The organism is Sulfurimonas xiamenensis (assembly GCF_009258045.1).
In the GTDB taxonomy this organism is placed as follows: domain Bacteria; phylum Campylobacterota; class Campylobacteria; order Campylobacterales; family Sulfurimonadaceae; genus Sulfurimonas; species Sulfurimonas xiamenensis.
Genome location: NZ_CP041166.1, coordinates 924,219 through 947,322, shown reverse-complemented (window position 1 = coordinate 947,322; position 23,104 = coordinate 924,219). Strand labels below are relative to the sequence as shown.

Here is a 23,104-nt window from a genome sequence, read left to right as displayed (position 1 = left end):
TATGGTTGGTACTAAATACTCACTCTATTTTTTACATTTACAAGCCAGTAAGAGACTGCTAATGCAACGATAACTACGCCTATCACTAAAAGTTCATTACCTTTTTCTGAAGAGAGTGAGTAAATTAACACTTTTCTAATCAGAGCTGCCATAGCAAGCATTATAAAAGCTCCAATAGCAAACCCTTTGCCTTGTAAATGATTAATCTCTTCATGAATGAGCTCGATTGCCGCCCATAATACGAGCAAGCTTCCAAGAACAGTCAAGATTCCTTTCTCTATGCCAATATCTGTAAAAAAAAGCAGATATATATCATAAACAAACAGTCCTATTGCAAAAAATGCCACTAATGCCAAAGATCCCGCTAAGAAAAAATTGATATATGAATTGAATTTTTTCAAACCTGATAAAACTGTTTTTTCAAATTTAGAGAGAGATAAAAATTTACTAAGCTCCTCCTCTCTATATGAACTTGTAAGTGTATCAAGATTGATATCTACAATCTTCTCAACCGCCTCTATCTCTTTTAAGCGCTGTATCTCATCTTTGGAATTTTTTTCAATATTTTTTATGATAAAAGTTCTTACAAATGTAAATGCAGAATTTACATAGTGTGTCGGAAGTCCAATTCGCACATGTATTTCACCGATTTTATAGAGGTAAGTAAAATAGTGCAGATCATATTTACCGCAAAAAAGATTTATAAACCACGCTTTTATTTTAGTGCGGTGATAATCAATAATTTTTTGATTTTTAAGAAATTTTGCAGTTGAACCAAATCCCCAAATATAATCATAAAATTCATCAATAAATTTATCTGCAAGCGCACTCATTTTAGGTTGAAGAGTTTGTAAAATTAAAGCCTCTTCCTGCGTAAATTTATAGTGCTCTTTTAAACTCTCATGCTGCTGCATTTTGTACCTTTATATTCAAGATTAATTATTCTATGTAAATAAAACTTGTATTTAACTCGTTACTCTATCTTGGTGTTGAAGTTCATCAAACACTTCACAAAAAGGGTCATGAATATCATTGCAAGGTTCTGCTGCGATAAAAATATTATTGTCTGTTTTATTAAAAGTTTTTGTTGCATGTTCCCAGTTTATATAGTTCCAAAACTCTTCTAAGTATTTTGGACGCATATTTCTATAATCAATATAATAAGCATGCTCCCATACATCACAAACAAATAGCGGTATCATATGCGACTTTAGAGGGTTGTCTGCGTTTTGAGTTGTTTTAACTGTTAAATGTCCATTAGGCTCTCTTACAAGCCATACCCAACCTGAACCAAAGAGTGCTGCTCCGGCTTTAATAAACTCCTCTTTTAGAGCTTCAACTGAACCAAAATCATTATTGATTTTCTCTAAAAGTTCTTTGCCGGGAAGAGATTTTTTGCCGCTTAAACTGCTCCAGTAAAAAATATGGTTAAATACCTGTGCTGCATTATTAAAAACAGCTCCTTGCGAATCACGAATGATAGAAGAGAGAGACATTTTCTCATAAACTGTATTTTTAATTAACTCATTGAGTTTATTGACATACCCCGCATGATGCTTGTGGTAATGGTACTGTATTGTCTCCGAGGAGATAAAGGGTTCTAATGCATCTTCAGCAAATGGCAGTTTTGGTAATTCAATCATGACAATATCCTTGTTTATAATTTGTAATAAAATACTATAAGTATTAATAGTATAAGATACTTTTATTAAAAGAATGTAAAAAAAATTATCTACATTCAGATATTATTAAAATCACAATATTATTAGTCAATGAAATATAAGCAAAAAATGGTATCCTTTCAAATCAAATCAATAATAAATAAAATAGAATTTTCAAGGAAACAGATGATTACTTCACTAAGAGGCATGAACGATATCCTAAGTGATGATTATAAAAGATTTACTTACTTTATAGATACTGCCACTAAAATTGCGCAGAGATATGGCTTTCATTTTATAGAAACTCCTCTTTTAGAAGAGACTTCTCTTTTTAAGCGTTCAGTCGGAGAATCAAGTGATATTGTCGGAAAAGAGATGTATCAGTTTGTTGATAAAGGCGGAAATGACATCTGCTTACGGCCGGAAGGGACTGCCGGAGTTGTGCGCGCATTTATACAAAAAAAACTAGACCGCGCAGGTGGTGTACATAGATTTTTTTATCATGGAGCGATGTTTAGGTACGAAAGACCTCAAAAAGGCAGATTGAGACAATTTCATCAGTTTGGAGTTGAGAGCTTTGGAGTTGAGAGCGTTTATGAAGATGCAAATATGATTATGATGGTGAGTGATATTTTAAAAGAGCTGGGTATTGGTTACAGGCTGCAGCTTAATTCCCTGGGCTGTATTGAGTGCATGCCATCTTACCGTAAAAAATTAATTCATTTTGTGCAAGAGTGCAAAGATACAATCTGTGAAGACTGCATCCGAAGACTTGATACAAATCCCATAAGGGTGCTTGATTGTAAAAATGGTTCATGTCAAGAACTTTATATAAATGCACCTAAGCTTATGCAAAATCTATGTTCTGAGTGTGAAAAAGATTTTACTACATTAACAAAAATTTTAGATGACAACGCTATTGCTTATGAGATAAATACAAATCTTGTAAGAGGATTAGATTACTACTCTAAAACCGCATTTGAGTTTGTAAGCGACAACATAGGAAGCCAAAGTGCAATAGCCGGAGGCGGAAGATATGATAGACTTGTAGAATTTTTAGACGGCCGCCCTACTCCAGCGGTAGGATTTGCTATGGGAATAGAAAGATTGATGGAACTTATAAAGATGCCTGAGGTTAAAAAGGAGGGTTACTATATTGGTGCCATGGATGATGAAAGTATTGATACAATAATAAAGGTTGCCCATAAAAAAAGAGAATCAAATCTTGTAATTGTAGATTACAAATCAAAAAATCTCAAAAATCATCTCAAAGCTGCTGATAAAACAAATGCTAAATATTGTGCAGTTATAGGTTCTGAGGAGATGAAAAATGGTACTATTTGGGTGAAAAATTTAGAAGATAAAACAGAAAAAACAGTAACCCTGGAAGATTTTTAATATTTTATGAGGATATTTTTATGAATAATTTCGGTCTTGATATTTGGTCTAACAAAAATTTTATTATTGAAGACGGCCAGATAAAATTAAACTATAAGTGCATGCCATCATTGCTTCAAATTGTTGAAGATATTCGCTTAAATGATGTAAGAGGTCCTATTTTACTCAGATTTCCTCATCTTATTAAAAGCCAAATCAGAACTCTTTACAGTTACTTTGATAAGGCTATACAGCAAAATAACTATAAAGGAAATTTCAACGCTGTTTTTCCTTTAAAGGTAAATCAATTTCCACATGCAGTAGAGGCTGTAACTTCTCAAGGAGCTCAATATAGTTACGGTTTGGAGGCAGGTTCTAAAGCAGAGCTGATACTTGCAATGAGCAAAACTCCGATGGGTGCTAACATTACAGTAAACGGTTTTAAAGACAAAGAGATGATTACTTTGGGCTTTATAGCTGCACAAAGCGGACACAATATTACAATTACGATAGAGGGATTGGGTGAACTTGAAACTATTATAGAAGTTGCAAAAGAGTGTGACCTTAAAGTCCCAAATATCGGTATAAGAGTTAGACTTCACAGCGCAGGCAGCGGTATCTGGGCAAAAAGCGGAGGAATGGATGCAAAATTTGGTTTAACCTCTACCGAAATCATAGAGGCAATTGCCCTTTTAAAAGATGCAAAACTGCTAAATCAACTCAATATGGTCCATTTTCATATCGGTTCACAAATGTCTGATATAGCACCTCTAAAAAAAGCGCTTCGTGAAGCTGGAAATATCTATGCCGAACTCAAAAAAATGGGAGCTACATCTCTAAAGAGCATTAATATCGGAGGCGGTTTGGCAGTTGAGTATGATCAGCATGTTATGTCAAGTGCAAGAAACTACTCTATAGATGAGTTTTCAAGCAGTGTTGTTTTTCTTTTGGGCGAAATTATGAATGCAAAAAATGTTGAGCATCCTGACATCTTTACGGAATCGGGACGATTTATCGTTGCTTCACACGCCGTGCTTATTACACCTGTTCTTGAACTATTTACGCAGGATTATCAAGAGAAACTGCTTAATTTCAAAAAAAACAATCCTCCTCTAATTGAGGAACTTATAGAGCTAAACAGACTTTTAAACAACACAAATTGTATAGAGTATCTGCATGATGCACTTGATCATATGGAATCACTATTAACTCTTTTTGATTTGGGATATATAGATCTACAAGATCGTTCCAACGCAGAAATTTTAGTTCACAATATTATCAAAAAAGCACTTTATCTAAAATCTGCAAATCCAACAGATGAATTAGCGCAACTACAGGTAAAACTGCAGGAAAGATACCTTATTAACGCTTCTATATTTCAAAGTCTGCCTGATTATTGGGGATTAAATCAACACTTTCCTGTTATGCCACTGCACCATTTAAACACTGTTCCACTAAGGGCAGCTTCTTTATGGGATATTACATGCGACAGTGATGGTGAAATTGGTTTCAATCCTGACAAACCTCTCTATCTACATGATGTAAATTTGGATGAAGAGGATTATTTTTTAGGATTTTTTAATGTAGGTGCTTATCAAGAGACACTTGGAATGAATCACAACCTCTTTACGCATCCAAGCGAATATACCGTTATTATAGATGAGAACAGTTATGAAATAAAAAATGCGGTTGAATCAAAAAATATATTAGAGATACTAAATACTCTTGGTTATGATGAAGAAGAAGTTTTTAATAAGCTTAAAAACGATTTATCAAATTCTCATTTTATTACTGAGCAAGAAAAAAATGATACACTTGCAAAATTAGAGTTATTTTTAAAGCAAAATGGCTATTTAAGAACTACATATTAGGAGCTTATCTTGGGACTTTATGCCGAAATCAAAGAAGATTTTTCTAATGCTTATAAAAATGATCCGGCATTAAATTCTAAATTTGATTTTTTATTTAATTACCCAGGTGTATGGGCATTGGCTTGGTATAGAATTGCTAATAGACTTTATAAGGCAAACTTTAAAAGTCTTGCAAGAATCATTATGGGTTTTAGTCAATTTTTAACAAATATAGATATACATCCTGGTGCCGTAATTGGAAAAAGAGTCTTTATCGACCATGGATTTGGAGTTGTTATAGGACAAACGACAATAGTAGAAGATGATGTTTTAATTTATCAGGGAGTAACTCTTGGCGGTGTTTCTCTAACGCACGGAAAAAGACATCCTACAATAAAAAAAGGTGCCGTAATAGGTGCTGGAGCAAAAGTTTTAGGAAATATTACTATTGGTAAGTATGCTAAGATTGGAGCGAATTCTGTTGTTGTTAAAAATGTGCCTGATAATGCTACTGCTATAGGAATTCCTGCTCATGTTATTGAAAAAGGAAGATGTAAAGAGCCTCTTATGCACAATTTGCTTCCTGACATAAATAAAGAGATGTTTGAATATATGCTAAAGCGTGTTGCAGTACTGGAGCATATATTGGTTGAAGATAATAAAGATCTTCTTGATCAAGATTTAGAATTAGAAAAAATTTATGAATCTTTTATTAAGGCTATGAAAAACTGAAATTTCAATATAAATACCTACTAATATATTAAATTATTTTAGTATAATTCGCTCAATATTTTTTAAAAAAGGGTTCGTATGTTAACAGATCGTATTAACACACTATCAGAATCAATTACAATTGCAATTTCAACGCTTGCTACAGAATTAAAAGCTCAAGGCAAAGATATCATCAGCTTCTCTGCAGGTGAACCTGATTTTGATACTCCTCAAGTTATTAAAGATGCTGCAATAGCTGCTATAAATGAAGGTTTTACAAAATACACGGCTGTTGACGGTATTCCTGCTCTTAAAACAGCAATAGCAAATAAGTTAAAAAGAGAAAACGGGTTAACTTATGCTCCCAATCAAATAATCACAAATAACGGTGCAAAGCACTCTTTATTTAATCTTTTTGCAGCAACAATTCAAAAAGGAGATGAAGTTATTATTCCTTCTCCTTATTGGGTTACCTATCCTGAATTAGTTTCATATTTCGGCGGATCTGTAGTTGAGATAGAAACACATGATGATAATGAATTTAAAATAACGCCTGAACAATTAAAAAAAGCTCTTACATTTAAAACAAAAATGCTAGTACTTACAAGCCCTTCAAATCCAACAGGTTCAGTTTATTCAAGAACTGAACTTGAAGAAATAGGAAAAATTCTAGAAGGAACTAATATTATAGTTGCAAGTGATGAGATGTATGAAAAACTTATCTATGACGGTGAGTTTACATCTGCAGCAGCGGTAAGTGATGATATGTTTAAAAGAACAGTGACAATTAACGGTCTTAGCAAATCAGTTGCCATGACAGGATGGAGATTTGGTTATATGGCATCTCACAACACTGAACTTATTCAAGCAACAAAAAAACTTCAAAGCCAAAGTACTTCAAATATCAACTCTATAACTCAAAAAGCAGCAATTCCGGGTTTAGACGGTTCAGCCGATGCAGAGATTGAAAAGATGAGAGTAGCATTTAAAGAGCGCCGCGATGAAGCAGTAAGGCTTATCAATGCGATTGACGGACTTAGTGTCTATAAACCTAATGGTGCTTTTTATCTTTTTGTTAATATCAAAGAGATAAGCAATGATTCTATGCAGTTTTGTAAAGATCTTTTAGAAAAAAAAGGTGTTGCTGTAGTTCCTGGTGTCGGTTTTGGAAGCGAAGGATACTTTAGATTTAGCTTTGCAACAGATATAGATAGTATTCACAAAGGAATAAAAAGAATTGAAGAGTTTGTAAAAGAACTAAAAGTATAAAATAATTTTTAAATTTTATTATATTTTATCTCTGCTATTTAGCGGAGATAAAATCCTCATTTATTAAAAAAATCAAAAAACATACAAAAAACAAAAGGATAATAGTTGTTACATAAATATTTAAAAAAAGAGGAGTGGTTTTCCAATATAAAAGGAGACTCGCTAGCTGGCTTAGTAGTTGCACTTGCACTTATACCAGAAGCCATAGCTTTCTCTATTATTGCGGGAGTTGATCCCAAAGTAGGACTTTATGCATCTTTTTGTATCGCGGTTGTTATTGCCTTTGTTGGCGGCCGTCCCGGAATGATTAGTGCGGCAACGGGTGCAATGGCGCTTTTAATGGTCACACTTGTAAAAGAGCACGGTTTGGAGTATCTTCTTGCGGCTACGGTTTTAACAGGTATGCTTCAGATGATTGCAGGGCACTTTAAACTCGGTCAGCTAATGAGTTTTGTCCCCCGCGCGGTCGTTGTCGGTTTTGTCAATGCCCTTGCCATACTTATCTTTATGGCGCAGCTTCCCGAACTCACAAATGTTTCGTGGCATGTATATGCGCTTACAGCTGCAGGTCTTGGCATTATCTATCTTTTTCCATACATTCCAAAGATAGGAACACTGCTCCCCTCTCCGCTTATAACCATCGTAGCTATCACTTTGGTGGTTATTTTATTTGACATAGATGTAAGAAATGTAGGAGACATGGGCGCGCTTCCAGATACGCTTCCGATTTTTTTAATTCCTCAGATTCCTTTTAACCTTGAGACACTTATGATTATACTTCCATACTCTATATCTTTAGCTATAGTCGGCCTTTTGGAGTCTTTAATGACGGCTACTATCGTAGATGATTTAACGGATACAAAGAGTGATAAAAACCGAGAGTGCAGCGGTCAGGGCGTTGCAAATATTGCTTCAGGTTTTATGGGCGGTATGGCAGGTTGTGCCATGATTGGGCAGTCCGTTATCAATGTAAAATCAGGTGGACGAACAAGACTCTCGACTCTGCTTGCGGGTGTATTTTTACTTATAATGGTTGTATTTTTAAGTGATTTAATCTCTATAATCCCAATGGCAGCACTTGTTGCGGTTATGATAATGGTCTCCATCGGTACATTTGACTGGGGCTCTATAAAAAAATTAAAAACTCTGCCGGTATCTACAAATGTAGTTATGGTGGCAACAGTTGTGGTGGTTGTATGGACACATAATCTAGCTCTTGGAGTATTTGTGGGTGTACTTTTAGCATCGCTCTTTTTTGCAAACAAAATCAGCCATTTTATGTATAGTGAAACATTTTATAATGAACAAACAGATACAAGAACATATAAAATAGTCGGTCAGGTATTCTTCAACAGTGCGGACAGATTTGTAGAATTTTTCGATTTTAAGGAAGTTGTAGAAAATATCGTGATAGACTTAAACAAAGCTCATTTTTGGGATATTTCTGCTGTGTATGCACTTGACAAAGTAGTGATTAAACTTCGCCGTGAAGGTGCAAATGTAACAATTATCGGCAAAAATAGAGCGAGCAGTACTATAATTGACAGATTTGGTGTTCACGATAAACCAGAAGAGATTGAAAAAATAATGGGAGGACATTAAAGCATGCAAAATATAAATACTATAAAAGAGGCTGTACTTGCCTGTATAGACGGCTCAAAATATTCTGAAGCTGTTTGTGAATATGGGCTGTATATTGCAAAAGAGTTAAAATTGCCGTTAGTATTATTAAATACAATAGAACATACACATATATCATCCAAAAGTGACCTCTCTGGAAGCATCGGCTTTGGTGAAAGAGACACTCTTTTAAATGATCTTTCTGATGAAGATGCCGTGGAAAGCAAAAAGCTTATTGACAATGGAAAAGATATTTTAAAATCCTTAAAAGAAAAAGTTATAAACAGCGGTTTTGAAGATGTTGTAATCTCTCAAAGACATGGCACTTTATATGAAAATCTCAAAGAACTTGAAGAAAAAATGAGAGTTGTTCTGTTTGGAATATCTGGAATTGACCATAACTCAGATATTATGGAAATCGGATCTCAGGTTGAAAATATTATAAGAGATGTAAATGTGCCGATTATTTTAGTCAACAAAGAGTACTCTCCTATAAAAAATGTAATGATAGCATTTAACGGTGAAAGTGGTTCAACAAGAGCTCTGGAAGAAGTTTCCTCCTCCCCTATGCTGGGAAGGGATATAAAAAGATTTGTCATAAATATCTGCAATGATACAAAAAAATCTCAAGAGTTAATTGAAAATGCCAAAGAAATAATCCAAGATAAAACACTCAACTGTGAGTTTATATCAAAATCAGGCGATCCTTTAGAAGAGATTTTAAATTCTCAAAAAAGTAATAATATAGACATAATGGCAATTGGTTCATATAGCCACGGTAAATTAAAGACAGCTCTTTTTGGAAGTTTTACAACAAAACTTATCCAAAATGTAAAAATTCCGCTGATTATTTTAAAATAATTTATTTGCAGTGACAAGTTTTTTGTCACTCCTTAAGTTTAAAATCTTTTATATAATATATACCGACTCCCTGCCCTGTCTCTTTTACATCTACATCAATTCTTATTGACTTGCTTATACTATATTGCAATATTATAGTTGATATCTCATCATTTCTATAAACAAGACGGATATTTTTGCCAAAGCGTGTTCCTATCTCATATCCAAGAGTTCCCTCTTCATTTGTTAAAATATTTAAAGTATCTATTTTTAAATTTGTTGATTTATTAAGCATCTCTTTTAAACCCGCACCTAAAAGCAGATTACTTAGAGAAGTTTTAGAACTATCTTCACTTGTATCAAAAACAGATGAAGCAGCAGCGCCAAATAAAATATATGACATAATGTCTTCTTGACTCATTTGAGGATTTGAAGCAAAAATAATTACAGGAGAATTTACTCTATTTGTAATATATATCTCTATGTCTATGTTATCAAGCGTATAATAGTGCAGATTTAAATTTAGATAAGGATTTGTATATTTATCATCAACAAAATATATTTCGCTCTCATCAAACTCGAAAACTCTGTCACTTATATTAATGGTTCCTTTGTTAATTTGTACCGTCCCAAGTATCTGCATTGTGCTGTTTGTCTCTTGATAAAGCGTTAAATTTGGAGTAAATAAAAGATCAACTTCTTTTATTTTATACTTTATTGGTTTTAGTGAGTTTATAGATATACTTAATGCTCTATCTACTTTTTTCTTCTCTGGTTTTATATCTTGAATAATTATAATATCTTCATCACCAATAACATGCTCTTTTTTAGGAGCATATGTAACTATGCCGTCTAAAACAGTTATATCACCTGTAACATTTTGTTTACCGCTGCTATCAATGCTTGCTTGCAAATCCATTTTTAAAGTTACATTGGCATCATCTGATTTATAATGAAATTTATCACTTTTTATATTAATATCTGCACTCATATCAGATGGTCTTAATATTCCTTGTAATAGCAAATTATCATAAACCCAAAACTCTTTAAGCTCTAGCTCGCCTTTTTCGTTTAAAATAATTTTTGAGGCTCTATTTGAGTAAATATTATAATTTACAACTTTAAAACCGTATCTTTGCAGAGTTGCTTGAGAATTTTTATAAAAAAACTCAAAAAAAGCATCTTCTCCCGTATATATAGTTTTAGTATCAAGTTTAACTTTATACCATGGAATATCTAATCTTGTTTTTATCTCAAATGTATCTTTATAAGATATATCTGCTTTTATAGTTGCTTTTGCATCAAAAAACATATCCTCATCAAGTGTATTTAAATCAAGTTCATGCAATAGAGTATTTAGAGACTCTAATTCTGAGTCAATGTTAAGTACTTTTTTATTTAAATCTCCCTCTATGTTAAACTTGCTAGAGCCGATTTTAGCTAAACCTTTAAGAGCTCCTTTATCATCATTAAAGAGTGTTAAAGAAAAAATATCTGCATTTATATTGCCTCTTATAGTATCTTTATCTTTTGATACAAAAAGATTTATTTTGGAAAATTTCTCATGATAATACTCTTTTATAAAAGGTGCCTCTTTTTTTGGATAAAGCTGACCGTGCAGCGTTGAAGCGTTGTTGTCTCTCTCAAATATTCCATCTAAATATGCATATTTTGTATCTGCTTTTAAAATAAAATTTTTGTAATCTTTAGTCTTGGCATTTACTTCAATATCTTGCGCATCAAAATCAATTTTTGTAAAATTTTCATCTTTATTTATCTTTAGTGCAAAATTTTTAAAAGGCAGATTTAACTCATCTTTTATTATCTCTGCATCTAATTTAGAATCAACTTTTAAATCAAATGTAACTAAAGTTTCCTGTTTTACAAAAATTTCACTCCTCTCATAAAAAGCACCATAGTCTGAATTAACAACAAAAAAATCATCTTTAAACTTATATATTAAATTTATGTTTGTATTGTTTAATTCAATGTTTTTAATATCCTTAAAAATAATCTTTTTTAATGATGTTTTTAAAGATATTTTTTTCATTGATACATCTAAATCTACATCAAATTTTTCTGGAGTATATGTTAAAAAATATAGATACTTACTTTTTATTTTCTTATCTATTAAAACAGTTGATTGCGCTTTTAAATTATTTGATTTTATCTGCCCACTGAGAGAAAGCAAACCATAAGGTGTTTTCGATTCAAGCTCTATTTTTTCAAGGTCGATTTTATCTCTAAAACTAAAATCAAAACCCTCTAAATTGAAAGTGTAGAGTTTATTTTTATAGTTAATATTTGCATCTTTTACATCTATTTTTGAAATATTAAATGCAAATTTTGATTTTTGTGCTTTATCGCTGGATGATTTTAAAATCTTATCTGCATCTATCACAACTCCCTTTGCACCTATATATTCTATTCTTGGAGTCGGATGTATCAACATCAAAAGATTATAATCTACCCTAAGCTCATCAATTTTTATACTCTCTTCATATTTAAAATCTTTAATAACAACTCCGCTATACAGAGTGCCCTCTATCAAACTATACTCTACTTTATACTCTTTTAAATATTTCTGGGCCAAATATGGCACAATATCTTTTTGAAATAAAATAAAAATAGTAACAGTTGCTATAAAGAGTGCAAATATTGTGATAATTTGAAAAAAAAGATAAGTTTTTTTTATCAAAACAGCTCTCCGATATGAAAATGTATAGCATATTGTTTCATAGGATTTTCTATATCAAATCCTGCATCAATTGCAATTGGTCCGACTGGTGTATTGTAGCGAAGTCCAAATCCTGCACTATAATATCCATTGTCATAATTGGGAGTGCTGTCATTTCCCAAAAATGTAGTATCGCTAAAAAGAACTCCTCTTAAATCTTTGTAAATATTAAATCTAACTTCAGCTGTAGTTTCTATAATTGAATCAGAGCCTATAGGGTTGTTTTTATCATCTGTCGGACCTAATTTTCTATAACCATAAGCACGATTGCTGTACATTCCGCCGGCAAAAAAACGGTAAGAAGATGGGATATACCCATCACTTATGCTTAATGTTCCAAAAGTTGCTTTTAAACCAACAATATAGTCATTGATAGGGAGTATGTAACCGCCGTTTAATTTAAATTTATAATATGATGCATCAGAAACAGCACTCTTTACAGAGCCGCTTATTTGAGAATTTATAAAATACCCAGATCTTGGATCTAATATTTTATCTCTTGTATCATAATTCCATTCAAGTTTTGGAGATACTACAAAAAGAGAACTTTTTGGAAATAGAGTTTCATCATTAATATCATAAGTTTTTGCTTTATCAAAAAGTATACTCTCTTTAAATGTTGTATAGAAGGAAACTTTTTGTTTTAAAAAAAGATCAGCAAATATTCTCTCTTCTTTAAAAGTTATAAAATCTTCATTTTCATAACCAACTTCAAAACCTATAAAATTTCTATTTATAAGCGGCATATCAAAATTTGTTTTTATGGTCTGTTTTATTTGAGTTACTCTTGTCTCAGCTCCCAAACTTTTGAGATTTCCTAAAAAATTTCTATGTTTAATTCCAAGAAAAAACATAACGCCTTCATCACTGCTAGCACCTAAGCCGGCCATAAAACGAACAGGTTTTTCATTTTCTATTGTATTTATACTTATATCAACTCTATTATTTTTCTTTATATTTGTATTGATTATAGATTTTGAAATACCTTCATATCCATATAAGCTCTCATAACTTCTTGTTATTTTATTAGTAGAAAAAGGCTCACCTTCTTCAAAATATATAAGAGACTTTAATATATCAGCATCAATATTTTTTGTAGGTATTATTTCTATATTGCCAAAATAACATCTCTTATTTTGCATAACTTCATATGCTAAATAGGCAAAATTTTGCTCTATATCTATCCAAGCTTTTGCATCAAGAGAAGCGTTGCAAAAATGGCTATTTGCATAGATCAGTTTTATATCTTTCTTACTCTGTGTAAATTTATCAGCACTAAATATTTCACCCTCTTTAAAGGGAATCTTTTTAGAAATATCCAAGTTTGATATAAAAGTTACACTTTTAACTATAATAGGGTTATTTTCTTCAATAAGAAGAGTTATTGAATTTTTATCTTTTAGATAAGATATATTTGTGTGGTAAAAGCCTTTTGATTTATAGTAATCCTTAAGAGCCTGCATGGTTAATTCTATATTTTTAAATTCAATAACAGGCTCATCCACATAAAACTCATAAAAGTATGGTTTATGCAGGTCGAGAACACTATAAAGTTCTTTTGATGAAAGCTCTTTATTTCCGCTAAAAAGCAGTAGATACTCTTTCGCAAAAAGAAGTGCAGAGAATAAAAAAAAGGTAAAAAGCTTCTTTTTCAACTACACCCCCACAATGCTATTTTAACTCTTTAAGAGCCTTTATGACTTCATCCAGATTTTCAAGAGGAATATGAACTTTCCACTCAGGCTCATTTTCATTTCCTGCTAAAGATATACCTATACTAGCAACACTACCACTGCCTGCACCATACGGCTCATCCATTTTAATAATAGTTATAACACCTTTTTGTGTTCCATGTAGCTCAATAGTTTTTGACATTCCAACTCCTTTTATATTATTTAATAAGTCTAGCAATTTTTGCCTGAAGTTTCAACCATAATTTATGTTCCATCAACGGAAATCCTGCAAATGTTAAGCCGCTTTGATTTATACTCTTTGTTACTCCACTTCTAGCCGCCATTGTTGTAAAAGGAGCAATATTTAAATGTCCTGCTGTTGCACTCTGTCCTCCCATTACAACATTTCTTCCCATTGTTGTAGAGCCGGAAATTCCTGCTTGAGCAACCAGAACAGAGTGCTCACCTATTACACAGTTGTGTCCGATTTGAACAAGATTATCAATTCTTACGCCATATTTGATAAGAGTAGTTCCAAAAACTGCTCTGTCTATGGTAGTAGAGCTTCCGATTTCTACATCATCTTCTATAACCACATTGCCGTTTTGGTATATTTTTCTATGCTCACCCATCTTGTTTGTTGCAAAACCAAAACCATCACTTCCGATTGTTGTGTTTGCATGAATAATACAGTTGCTTCCTACTCTGCAGTCTCTGTATATGCTAACACTTGGATAGATGATAGTATTATTACCGATTACACTGTTGGCACCAATATAAACATGTGCCATAATAGTACAATTTTCGCCTATTACAGCGCCTTTTGCAATCTCTGCTTTTGGCGAAACAACACTTCCCTTGCCTATTTTAGGTTCTGCTAAAGTTTCATCTTCGATAGGAGGTGCAAAATATTTTGAGAGCGTTGCCATCTCCCAGTATGGATTGTCAACAACTAAAGCAATAGTATCTTTAGGAACAAACTCTTTTGTAGATCTATCAACTATAATAGCACCTGCATTTGAGTCTTGTATCTCTTTTATATATTTTGAATTTGCTACAAAAGATATTTCGCTTTTCTTGGCATCACGAAGAGTATTCATCTTTGTTACTTCAAAATTCTCACCGCTAAAATCACACTTTAAAATTTTTGCAATCTCTTTTAAATCCATTTTTCACTCCTAATCATTAAGCTTTGCTATCCTTGCTTGCAATTTTTTCCAATCTCTATGATTCATTAACGGAAACCCGCTGTAAACTCCGCCGCTATTGCTTATGCTTTTTGTTACTCCGCTTCTTGCAGTAAAAGTGGAAAAAGGTGCTATATCCAAATGATCGCTAAAAGCACTCTGCCCACTTACCACACAATTGCGTCCTAATGTCGTAGAACCGCCAACTCCTGTTTGGGCAACGAAGAGAGAATACTCTCCAATATCACAATTGTGTGCAATATGGATAAAATTATCCAGTTTTGTACCGCGTCTAATAATAGTAGAATTAAAAACTGCCCTATCTATTGCACAGTTTGCACCAATCTCTACATCATTTTCTATGATAACATTTCCGTTTTGATAAATTTTTATATGCTTACCCTCTTTTGTATGAGAAAAACCAAATCCATCAGCACCGATTACACTTCCTGCATGAATGATACAATCACTTCCAACAACACTGTCTCTATAGATGGTCACATTTGGATATATTATAGTGTTATCACCGATTACAACATTTGTCCCAATATATGCACCCGCCATTACAGTAACATTTGAGCCAATAACTACACCTTTTTCCACCTTTGCCATAGCGTCTATATAACACTCTTGACCCACTACTGCATGCGAAAGCCGCTGCTCAATGGGTTTTTTGTAAAAAAGTTTTGTAGCTTCTGCCATGGAGATAGAGACATCTTCACAAATTATATAAGAAGAGTCTTCAGGAAGATGTTCAATTAATGCATTTGTTATTAAAAAAGCTTTGGCTTTGGAAGATTTTAATTCGTAAGAGTATTTTTTATGTATTGCAAATGCTAATTGTGATGATGAAGAGAGAGAAAGTTCATTCATGGACTCTATCTCTATATCTTTGCCCAAAAACTCAAGCTTTAGATGCGAAGCTACATCACTCAAAAGCACTTGATTTATCTCTCTAGTGCTACAGCACCGCTTCTTACAATCTCTTTTGGGTTATATTTATTGATAATTTTTAAAAAGTTCTCCACTCTTTTTGGTTCATCTGCAACCATTGTTATAATTACATTCTCTCCGACATTAACAATTTTACCATTGTAAGCAGAACATAAAATGCTTATTTCTGTAATATCTTCAGTTAAAGGAAATTTGACCAATGCCATCTCTTTTTCAACTAAATCAGCGTGTTCATAAACTTTTAAAACAGGAATAAGTTTATGAAGTTGTTTTATTATCTGCTCTATAACCCGCACTGAACCTGAAGTAACAATAGTAAGTCTTGAATACTTGCTCTCTGGAATAGGCGCTACCGTCAATGATGTAATATTGTATCCCCGTCCGGAAAAAAGATCTGTAATTCGAGACAAAACACTTGCTTCATTTACAACAATAACAGAAATAACTCTTCTTTCACTTTTCTCCATTATTTTTTCTCCTTTTTCTCTAATAGCATCATGTTAAACAGTGAACCGCCGGACGGTACCATCGGCATAACATTTTCTAATCTCTCTACAACAACATCTATAAATGTAACAACATTTTTATCAACTGCTTCTTTAAGTGCTGCGTCAAACTCCTCTTTCGTTTTGACTCTAAATCCTATTCCACCAAATGCTTCTGCAAGCTTTACAAAATCGGGTTGAACACTTAAATCAGTTTCACTGTGTCTTTTATCATAAAAAAGAGTCTGCCACTGACGAACCATTCCAAGATAATTATTATTTAATATAATATTAATAACCGGCAGTTTTTTCTCAACTGCAGTCATTAACTCTTGACAATTCATCAAAATTGAACCATCTCCTGTAAAATTTATACTTATTTTATCAGGTGATGCTGCTTTAACACCCATAGCTGCAGGAAAACCAAATCCCATAGTTCCAAGTCCGCCTGAACTTATAAACTGACGAGGACGAGTAAAAGGATAAAATTGCGCTGTCCACATTTGATGTTGTCCAACATCCGTTGAGATATTCGCACTATCTCCTAAAAGTTCCCCTACTCTCTGTATAACCCATTGAGGCTTCAATCTATCTGTATCTTCATGATACGCCAACGGATGAAGTTCATTAAAATTATTTATAGTATCTCTCCATGCTGTATATTTTGCAGGATTAACACTGGATGACAATTTTAACATTTCACCAACAACATTTTTAACATCACCCACTATTGGATAGTCAGCATTTACAAGCTTTGAAATACTAGCAGGATCTATATCCACATGAATAACACCGGCATTTTTAGCAAACTCTGAAAGTTTACCTGTTACACGGTCATCAAATCTAGCACCAAGAGCTATTACTAAATCTGTTTCACTCATAGCCATATTCGCAGCATATGAGCCGTGCATACCAAGCATAGAGATTAAAAATTCATCATCGTGACTAAGAGTTCCTCTTGCCATAAATGTCTCAACAGCAGGAATCCCTGTTGTATGAATCAGCTCTCTTACTTCATAAGCAGCATTGGAGTTTATAACACCGCCGCCCAAATAAAAAAGAGGTCTCTTCGATTTTGCTATAGCTTCCATAGCTTTTTTGATTTGACGAGGATTTCCTTTGACATTTGGTTTATATGTCTCTAAATCAAGTTCAATCGAATAATCAAAATCTGCCATCTGCGCTGTTACATCTTTTGGTATATCTACATGAACAGGACCCGGACGACCGCTCGCTGCGATGTAAAAAGCCTCTTTAAGTATGCGCGGGAGCTCTTTTGCGTCTGTTACAAGATAGTTGTGTTTTGTACATGAACGACTTATTCCAACAGCATCAATCTCTTGAAATGCATCTGTTCCGATAAGACTCATAGGAACTTGACCACTAATTACCACAAGCGGAATTGAATCCATGTATGCATCTGCAAGTCCAGTTACGGCATTTGTAAATCCAGGACCACTTGTTATCATGGCAACACCTACTTTTCCACTTGCCTTTGAATAACCTTCAGCAGCATGGATTGCAGCTTGTTCATGTCTTGTTAAAATATGTTCAAAATTATTTTGTTTATAAATCTCATCGTAGACATTCATAATTGCTCCGCCGGGATAGCCAAATATTTTGTCTACACCCTCTGCAATTAAAGCTTCAATGACCATCTGTGCGCCACTTATCTGCATGAAAAGTCTCCTATTGTAAAAAATTCGCTAATTATATATAAAGTGAACTATATTGAAAGTTAAAATTTGGTTTAATTTTTAATTTAATATCTATTTAATTATTATTACAAACAATTTACTCGCCTCTAATATAATTCTCTTCTTTTAATACTTTATAAATAGTTTGCTGATGCTCTTCACCTTTAGTTTCGACATGTACCGTTACATTCGCATCACCATAATCAAGCGAAATAGATGTTCTGTCATATGCTATATGAACGATATTTGCATTTAACTCTTGAAGTATTTGAGTAAAACGCATCAAAGAGCCGGGCTTATCGACAAGCGTTACTGTAAATTTCATTTTTCTGCCTGATTTCAATAAACCTTTTTCTATAATTACAGACAAAAGTGTAACATCCATATTTCCGCCACTTAGAACAATAGCTACATTTTTATTTTTTAAATCTTCAAGTTTATCATGAAGAAGTGCAGCAACACCGACGGCTCCAGCTCCCTCAACCACCAATTTTTGTTTTTCAAGTAAAAAAAGAATTGCGCTTGCTATCTCTTCATCATCAACACTGATAAACCTGTCTACAGTCTCTAACATATAAGCTAAGGTTATAGGAGATGTGTCACGAACTGCAATACCGTCTGCTATTGTTCGCACGCTTAAACTATCTATAGGTTTTTTAAGCTCAAATGAATTTTTAAGCGCAGGCGCTCCTTTTGCGCTTACCCCAATAACTTCTATCTTGGGGTTTATACTTTTAAATGCCGCTGCCATTCCAGATATAAGTCCGCCTCCGCCTACAGGAATAACAACTGCATCCAAGTCTTTGCACTTATCCAAGATATCCAGTGCCAATGTTCCCTGTCCTGCTATGACATATTCATCTTCAAACGGATGTATAAAAGTTAATGAATTTTTTTTGCCATGCTCTATAGCATAAGCATATGCTTCATCATAGTTAGTTCCATGTAAAATAACTTCTGCACCATAATTCTTAACACCGTTTATTTTTGTAAGCGGTGTAGATTCCGGCATAACGATTACGGCTTTTATGCCAAATTTAGAAGCTGAGAGTGCAACTCCTTGAGCGTGATTTCCTGCGCTTGCGGCTATAACACCACATGCTTTTTGTTCATCGCTTAATGATGCAACTTTATTGTATGCACCTCGAATCTTAAATGCACCTGTAATTTGGAGATTTTCTTTCTTAAGATAAACATTACAACCGCTGCTTTGACTAAGATGCGGTGCATATGAGAAAGGTGTATCAACTGCAATCTCTTTTATTCGCTCTCTCGCCTCATAAATCTTTTTTACATCAAACAACTACAACTCCTTTATAAAAATTTATGTTCTACCATTGTGCACATATTTTGAACAACTTTTATTCCCGCAGCCTTTGCTTTAGCAGCCGCTTCATTATTTACAATCCCTTTTTGAGCCCAAAAAACCTTAATATCGCCTCTCTCAATGCATGCATCTGCAACTGCGTCAAGTACGCTTGGTTTTCTAAAAATATCTACCATATCAACTTTAAAAGGAATTTCTAAAAGTGAACGGTACACCTTTTCACCGAGAATAGTCTCCTCTTTCGGATAAATAGGAACTATTTTAAAACCTTGCTCTTGCAAATATTTTGCAACTTTATGGCTATCTTTACTTTCATCAGGCGACAAACCCACAACAGCAATAGTTTTAGTGATATCAAAAATATCTTTTATCTCTTCTTTATTTGAATTAATTGTTGGAAATTCACACTCCATTTTATATCCTTTAAAAAATAGTAAGTGATTATATCAAACTAATGAACAAATCACTATAATCAGCCGGATATTTATTTAAATAATAATTTTTCCTGTCCTATTCTATAAAGTGCAAAATCATATTTTAGAGGGTCACTATTATCAAAAGTTTTAAGTTTAAGAGTCAATTCTATAGCTGCCTGTAAATCATAACTTTTTCTCTTTAGCAGACCAAGCTTTTTAGAAACGGTAAAAGTATGTGTGTCAAGCGGCACAATTAAATCAGCCCTGTCAATTCCTCTCCATAATCCCATATCTATTGCGTCAGCTCTTACCATCCAGCGAAGATACATCATCCATCTTTTCAATGCACCCGCTCCCTTTGTTTTTGTAGTGATATTAGATATCAAAAAGTTATAACCTTGGCTATTATAGGGATATACATTTTGCAATGTTTTTATAAGTTCATTAACACCTTCAACAGCACTTTTATTTTTTTTATAACCAATTTTAAAAATTTCTTCAAGAGTGTTTTTTTTATTGAGTCTTTTTAGTGCTATAAATAAAACTGTTATATCTTCACTCTTTTGAAATCTATAGTAGTGATTTTTTAAAGCATCTCTTATCTCATCATCACTTTTTTGCAAAAGAGAAAAATCAAGAGAATTTAAAAATTTAATAATCTGTTTTACATTTCCATAAGCAAAAAGAGCACAAATTAATGAAATAGTCGGATCTTTATAACGCCGTGCAATCATTATCGGATCTAATCGCTCCTCACAAAGTTCGCCGTCACAATTGCGTTTAGCAACTTCTAAATCGAGAAGTCGCTTAATATATATATCATTCACCTAAAGCCATACTCTTAAAATTTTTTTTATAGCTTAAATTCTGCGCCCAGATAGTGCTTACGAACATCAGGATTTTGACCTATCTCTAGACTCGTTCCGCTCGCTAAAAGAGAGCCTGATTTTATCACATATGCTCTATCGCAGACATCCAATGTTTCACGAACATTATGATCGGTGATTAAAACACCGATATCATATGATACAAGTTGTTTGATAACTATTTGTATGTCCATAACCGCTATTGGGTCAACTCCGGCGAAAGGCTCATCTAAAAGTAAAAATTTAGGCGAATTAACCAAAGCTCTTGCAATTTCAACACGGCGTCTCTCTCCTCCGCTTAAACTAATTCCCTTACGATAACGAATCGGTTCTATGTTAAACATATCAAGCAGTTCTAAAATCCTTTTTTCTTGAGCTTTTTTATCTTTTATTTTTACTTCTGCAGCTATTAAAAGATTATCTTCTACACTCAAATCTTTAAATATAGAAGCCTCTTGCGGAAGATAACCTATGCCTTTTAAAGCTCTTTGATGCAGTGGCATTCCTGAGAGATTTTCATCATCAAAAAAAACCTCACCGCCGCTTGCTTCAACAAGTCCGCAAATCATATAAAATGTTGTTGTTTTTCCTGCTCCATTTGGACCTAAAAGTCCAACAACTTCACCACTTTTAACTTCTAAGCTCATACCTTTTACTATCTCTAAATCTTTTATTTTCTTTTTTAAATTCACCGCTTTTAATGTGTGCATACTGTGTACTCTCTTTTATCGTTAGAAATTTTTTTTATGTTTATTGTTATAGTCTTTATTCCGGCAGAATCCAATATGTTTGCCAGCGCATCATCACCCCACTCTACAAAATGAAGACCATCTTTTTCTAACTCTTCAAGCATACCCAAAGAGATAAAATGTTCTAATCCGTGATTGTACATATCATAATGAAAAATTCTATCTCCATAGCAGTGCTGAAGAGAAAATGTAGGCGAAGTCACCTCTTCATCAATTTCTAAAAATTTAACCATTTTTTTTACAAAAGTAGTTTTGCCCGCCGCCAAATCTCCACGCAAAATAATGACACCGTTTTTAAAATTTTTATCTATATCTTCTATTAAAACATCAAGTTCATCTAAACTTAGTATATATTTTTTCATAATTTATTTGATATCTCAATAATTTGTTTAAGTTTTTCTTTAGCTTTTCCTGTTCTTATGGCCATTCTTGCCATTTCCATTCCATCTTGAAGATCACGCGCCAAGCCATCAACCATAAGAGCACAAGCAGTATTTATAAGTACAATATCCCTTTGTGCATCCGTTGATTTTCCATCAAGAATATTATACAAAATTTTTGCATTTTCTTTTGAATCTCCACCAACAATAGCTTTTAAGGGAACTCTTTTAATGCCATACTCTTGAGCGTCTATAACAAACTCATGCACAACTCCGTCACACAGCTGTGAAGCGTAAGTAATATCGCTTATGCTTATCTCATCCATACCCTCTTTTGAACTTACAACGATGGTAGAGGTAGCCCCGTTTATACGAAGAGCCTCTGCTATTTTTGGAACAAAGGATTTATTAAAAACGCCTAAAAGTGATTTTTTCGCTCCTGCGGGATTTGTAAGCGGACCTAAAATATTAAAAATTGTTTTATCGGGTATAGTTCTTCGAACAGGCATAATAAATTTCATAGCAGGATGATGCGTCTGTGCAAACATAAAAGTAAAGCCTGACTCTTCAAGAAGTTTTGCACTGTTTTTTATACCTAAATCAAGTCTCACACCAAGTTCTTCAAACATATCTGCGCTGCCGGATTTTGAAGTAACAGAACGGCTGCCATGCTTTGCAACCATGCTGCCGCATGAAGCAGCTACAATAGAAACGGTTGAAGAGATGTTAAAACTTCCTATCTTATCTCCTCCTGTTCCGACAATATCTATAACTTTTGAGCGCAGATCATCAGATATGGGGAGCTCTATCGCAAATGAGCGCATAACTTCAGCTGCTGCTGCAATAGTTTCACCTTCAGTATTTTCATCAAGTTTTACGCTCAGTAAAAATTCTCTAATCTCATTATCACTCATCTCATGCTTAAAAAGCGAGGTAAATAGTTTTTTAGCCTCTTCGTAGTTCATGAAATCTCCTTAACATACTCTTCTTGAAGACTTTTTGGCGTTGATTTACTCTGAGGAATTTGAAGTATTTTGTATTTTTTTGTAAAGTTTAGATAATTTATAGTAATAATATCTCCGACAGCAACATTTTTACTTGCTTTTGCTACCGCATCATTTATAAGAACAACACCATTTTCTATCATATCCTGCGATATGGATCTTCTTTTTGTAATATTTACCGAATTTAAAAATTTATCTATTCTCATAAAACACCATTTATTATATTTTTTTTATATTGTAGAGAAATAAAACTGAAATTGATGTAAGAGTTGCAATATTTTTATTTCTTGCATCTTTTGAT

22 protein-coding genes are annotated in these 23,104 nt (G+C 33.4%); 6 read left to right on the top strand and 16 right to left on the bottom strand.

Translation table 11 applies throughout. The features are described 5' to 3' along the window. Window positions 1–11: 11 nt before the first annotated feature. Both FJR47_RS04825 and FJR47_RS04820 read right to left on the bottom strand, forming a co-directional pair. Entirely contained in the window at window positions 12–914 is a 903-nt protein-coding gene (locus FJR47_RS04825; protein ID WP_152299324.1) for a protoglobin domain-containing protein, read from the bottom strand. A 51-nt stretch (window positions 915–965) separates the two neighbouring features. Then, window positions 966–1,643 carry a superoxide dismutase gene (locus FJR47_RS04820; protein WP_152299323.1) on the bottom strand — a complete coding sequence of 226 codons (678 nt, stop codon included), beginning with the start codon at window positions 1,641–1,643 and terminating at the stop codon, window positions 966–968. 204 nt (window positions 1,644–1,847) lie between these two features. Between FJR47_RS04820 and hisS the strand changes: the two genes are divergently transcribed. From hisS to FJR47_RS04790, 6 genes are all read left to right on the top strand, one after another. Beyond that, window positions 1,848–3,059: a histidine--tRNA ligase gene (gene hisS / locus FJR47_RS04815; protein ID WP_152299322.1), complete on the top strand. Its 1,212-nt coding sequence runs from the start codon at window positions 1,848–1,850 to the stop codon at window positions 3,057–3,059. A gap of 20 nt (window positions 3,060–3,079) precedes the next feature. Beyond that, window positions 3,080–4,909 carry a biosynthetic arginine decarboxylase gene (gene speA / locus FJR47_RS04810; RefSeq protein WP_152299321.1) on the top strand — a complete coding sequence of 610 codons (1,830 nt, stop codon included), beginning with the start codon at window positions 3,080–3,082 and terminating at the stop codon, window positions 4,907–4,909. A 9-nt stretch (window positions 4,910–4,918) separates the two neighbouring features. Then, window positions 4,919–5,620, top strand: coding sequence for a serine O-acetyltransferase (gene cysE, locus FJR47_RS04805; RefSeq protein WP_152299320.1), 702 nt, complete (start codon window positions 4,919–4,921; stop codon window positions 5,618–5,620). Window positions 5,621–5,698: 78 nt separating this feature from the next. Then, on the top strand, window positions 5,699–6,868 hold the full coding sequence (locus tag FJR47_RS04800; RefSeq protein ID WP_152299319.1) for a pyridoxal phosphate-dependent aminotransferase: 1,170 nt from the start codon (window positions 5,699–5,701) through the stop codon (window positions 6,866–6,868). Between the two features lie 105 nt (window positions 6,869–6,973). Further along, complete coding sequence (locus FJR47_RS04795) at window positions 6,974–8,470, top strand: SulP family inorganic anion transporter (RefSeq protein ID WP_152299318.1); 1,497 nt, start codon at window positions 6,974–6,976, stop codon at window positions 8,468–8,470. Window positions 8,471–8,473: 3 nt separating this feature from the next. Beyond that, window positions 8,474–9,349: a universal stress protein gene (locus tag FJR47_RS04790; RefSeq protein WP_152299317.1), complete on the top strand. Its 876-nt coding sequence runs from the start codon at window positions 8,474–8,476 to the stop codon at window positions 9,347–9,349. Between the two features lie 25 nt (window positions 9,350–9,374). On the opposite strand, the gene FJR47_RS04785 is transcribed toward FJR47_RS04790, so the two are convergent. From FJR47_RS04785 to FJR47_RS04720, 14 genes are all read right to left on the bottom strand, one after another. Further along, the gene (locus FJR47_RS04785; RefSeq protein WP_152299316.1) at window positions 9,375–12,026 is read right to left on the bottom strand and encodes a translocation/assembly module TamB domain-containing protein; all 2,652 of its coding nucleotides are present in this window, start codon (window positions 12,024–12,026) and stop codon (window positions 9,375–9,377) included. Beyond that, on the bottom strand, window positions 12,023–13,720 hold the full coding sequence (locus FJR47_RS04780; RefSeq protein ID WP_152299315.1) for an autotransporter assembly complex protein TamA: 1,698 nt from the start codon (window positions 13,718–13,720) through the stop codon (window positions 12,023–12,025). The genes FJR47_RS04785 and FJR47_RS04780 overlap by 4 nt, the downstream gene beginning before the upstream one ends. 16 nt (window positions 13,721–13,736) lie before the next feature. Next, window positions 13,737–13,940, bottom strand: coding sequence for a hypothetical protein (locus FJR47_RS04775; RefSeq protein WP_152299314.1), 204 nt, complete (start codon window positions 13,938–13,940; stop codon window positions 13,737–13,739). A 16-nt stretch (window positions 13,941–13,956) separates the two neighbouring features. Next, on the bottom strand, window positions 13,957–14,907 hold the full coding sequence (gene lpxD, locus FJR47_RS04770; RefSeq protein ID WP_152299313.1) for a UDP-3-O-(3-hydroxymyristoyl)glucosamine N-acyltransferase: 951 nt from the start codon (window positions 14,905–14,907) through the stop codon (window positions 13,957–13,959). Window positions 14,908–14,916: 9 nt separating this feature from the next. Next, the gene (gene lpxD / locus FJR47_RS04765; protein WP_152299312.1) at window positions 14,917–15,867 is read right to left on the bottom strand and encodes a UDP-3-O-(3-hydroxymyristoyl)glucosamine N-acyltransferase; all 951 of its coding nucleotides are present in this window, start codon (window positions 15,865–15,867) and stop codon (window positions 14,917–14,919) included. Between the two features lie 5 nt (window positions 15,868–15,872). Further along, on the bottom strand, window positions 15,873–16,346 hold the full coding sequence (ilvN, locus tag FJR47_RS04760; RefSeq protein ID WP_188093754.1) for an acetolactate synthase small subunit: 474 nt from the start codon (window positions 16,344–16,346) through the stop codon (window positions 15,873–15,875). Beyond that, window positions 16,346–18,043, bottom strand: coding sequence for an acetolactate synthase large subunit (locus tag FJR47_RS04755; protein ID WP_152299310.1), 1,698 nt, complete (start codon window positions 18,041–18,043; stop codon window positions 16,346–16,348). The genes ilvN and FJR47_RS04755 overlap by 1 nt, the downstream gene beginning before the upstream one ends. Window positions 18,044–18,158: 115 nt before the next feature. Continuing rightward, entirely contained in the window at window positions 18,159–19,364 is a 1,206-nt protein-coding gene (gene ilvA, locus FJR47_RS04750) for a threonine ammonia-lyase (protein WP_152299309.1), read from the bottom strand. A gap of 11 nt (window positions 19,365–19,375) precedes the next feature. Next, complete coding sequence (locus FJR47_RS04745) at window positions 19,376–19,801, bottom strand: CoA-binding protein (RefSeq protein WP_152299308.1); 426 nt, start codon at window positions 19,799–19,801, stop codon at window positions 19,376–19,378. A gap of 71 nt (window positions 19,802–19,872) precedes the next feature. After that, on the bottom strand, window positions 19,873–20,631 hold the full coding sequence (locus FJR47_RS04740) for a TIGR02757 family protein (protein ID WP_241855426.1): 759 nt from the start codon (window positions 20,629–20,631) through the stop codon (window positions 19,873–19,875). Between the two features lie 26 nt (window positions 20,632–20,657). Beyond that, window positions 20,658–21,380, bottom strand: a complete 723-nt coding sequence (gene lptB, locus FJR47_RS04735) for an LPS export ABC transporter ATP-binding protein (protein WP_152299307.1) — start codon at window positions 21,378–21,380, stop codon at window positions 20,658–20,660. Beyond that, the gene (gene tsaE / locus FJR47_RS04730) at window positions 21,368–21,781 is read right to left on the bottom strand and encodes a tRNA (adenosine(37)-N6)-threonylcarbamoyltransferase complex ATPase subunit type 1 TsaE (protein ID WP_152299306.1); all 414 of its coding nucleotides are present in this window, start codon (window positions 21,779–21,781) and stop codon (window positions 21,368–21,370) included. Before tsaE ends, lptB begins: the two co-directional genes overlap by 13 nt. After that, window positions 21,778–22,764 carry an anthranilate phosphoribosyltransferase gene (gene trpD, locus FJR47_RS04725; RefSeq protein WP_152299305.1) on the bottom strand — a complete coding sequence of 329 codons (987 nt, stop codon included), beginning with the start codon at window positions 22,762–22,764 and terminating at the stop codon, window positions 21,778–21,780. Before trpD ends, tsaE begins: the two co-directional genes overlap by 4 nt. Continuing rightward, a complete protein-coding gene (locus FJR47_RS04720; RefSeq protein ID WP_152299304.1) occupies window positions 22,761–23,009 on the bottom strand; it encodes an RNA-binding S4 domain-containing protein in 249 nt (82 codons plus the stop codon). Before FJR47_RS04720 ends, trpD begins: the two co-directional genes overlap by 4 nt. Between the last annotated feature and the right edge of the window lie 95 nt (window positions 23,010–23,104).

Excerpts from the sequence above, each read along its gene's own strand:
- FJR47_RS04775 (WP_152299314.1), bottom strand. The coding sequence starts at position 13,940 with ATGTCAAAAACTATTGAGCTACATGGAACACAAAAAGGTGTTATAACT.
- FJR47_RS04820 (WP_152299323.1), bottom strand. The coding sequence starts at position 1,643 with ATGATTGAATTACCAAAACTGCCATTTGCTGAAGATGCATTAGAACCC.
- lpxD (WP_152299313.1), bottom strand. The coding sequence starts at position 14,907 with ATGGATTTAAAAGAGATTGCAAAAATTTTAAAGTGTGATTTTAGCGGT.
- trpD (WP_152299305.1), bottom strand. The coding sequence starts at position 22,764 with ATGAACTACGAAGAGGCTAAAAAACTATTTACCTCGCTTTTTAAGCAT.
- tsaE (WP_152299306.1), bottom strand. The coding sequence starts at position 21,781 with ATGAAAAAATATATACTAAGTTTAGATGAACTTGATGTTTTAATAGAA.
- FJR47_RS04825 (WP_152299324.1), bottom strand. The coding sequence starts at position 914 with ATGCAGCAGCATGAGAGTTTAAAAGAGCACTATAAATTTACGCAGGAA.
- FJR47_RS04755 (WP_152299310.1), bottom strand. The coding sequence starts at position 18,043 with ATGCAGATAAGTGGCGCACAGATGGTCATTGAAGCTTTAATTGCAGAG.
- speA (WP_152299321.1), top strand. The coding sequence starts at position 3,080 with ATGAATAATTTCGGTCTTGATATTTGGTCTAACAAAAATTTTATTATT.
- FJR47_RS04720 (WP_152299304.1), bottom strand. The coding sequence starts at position 23,009 with ATGAGAATAGATAAATTTTTAAATTCGGTAAATATTACAAAAAGAAGA.
- FJR47_RS04790 (WP_152299317.1), top strand. The coding sequence starts at position 8,474 with ATGCAAAATATAAATACTATAAAAGAGGCTGTACTTGCCTGTATAGAC.
- lptB (WP_152299307.1), bottom strand. The coding sequence starts at position 21,380 with ATGCACACATTAAAAGCGGTGAATTTAAAAAAGAAAATAAAAGATTTA.
- hisS (WP_152299322.1), top strand. The coding sequence starts at position 1,848 with ATGATTACTTCACTAAGAGGCATGAACGATATCCTAAGTGATGATTAT.
- ilvN (WP_188093754.1), bottom strand. The coding sequence starts at position 16,346 with ATGGAGAAAAGTGAAAGAAGAGTTATTTCTGTTATTGTTGTAAATGAA.
- FJR47_RS04745 (WP_152299308.1), bottom strand. The coding sequence starts at position 19,801 with ATGGAGTGTGAATTTCCAACAATTAATTCAAATAAAGAAGAGATAAAA.
- FJR47_RS04800 (WP_152299319.1), top strand. The coding sequence starts at position 5,699 with ATGTTAACAGATCGTATTAACACACTATCAGAATCAATTACAATTGCA.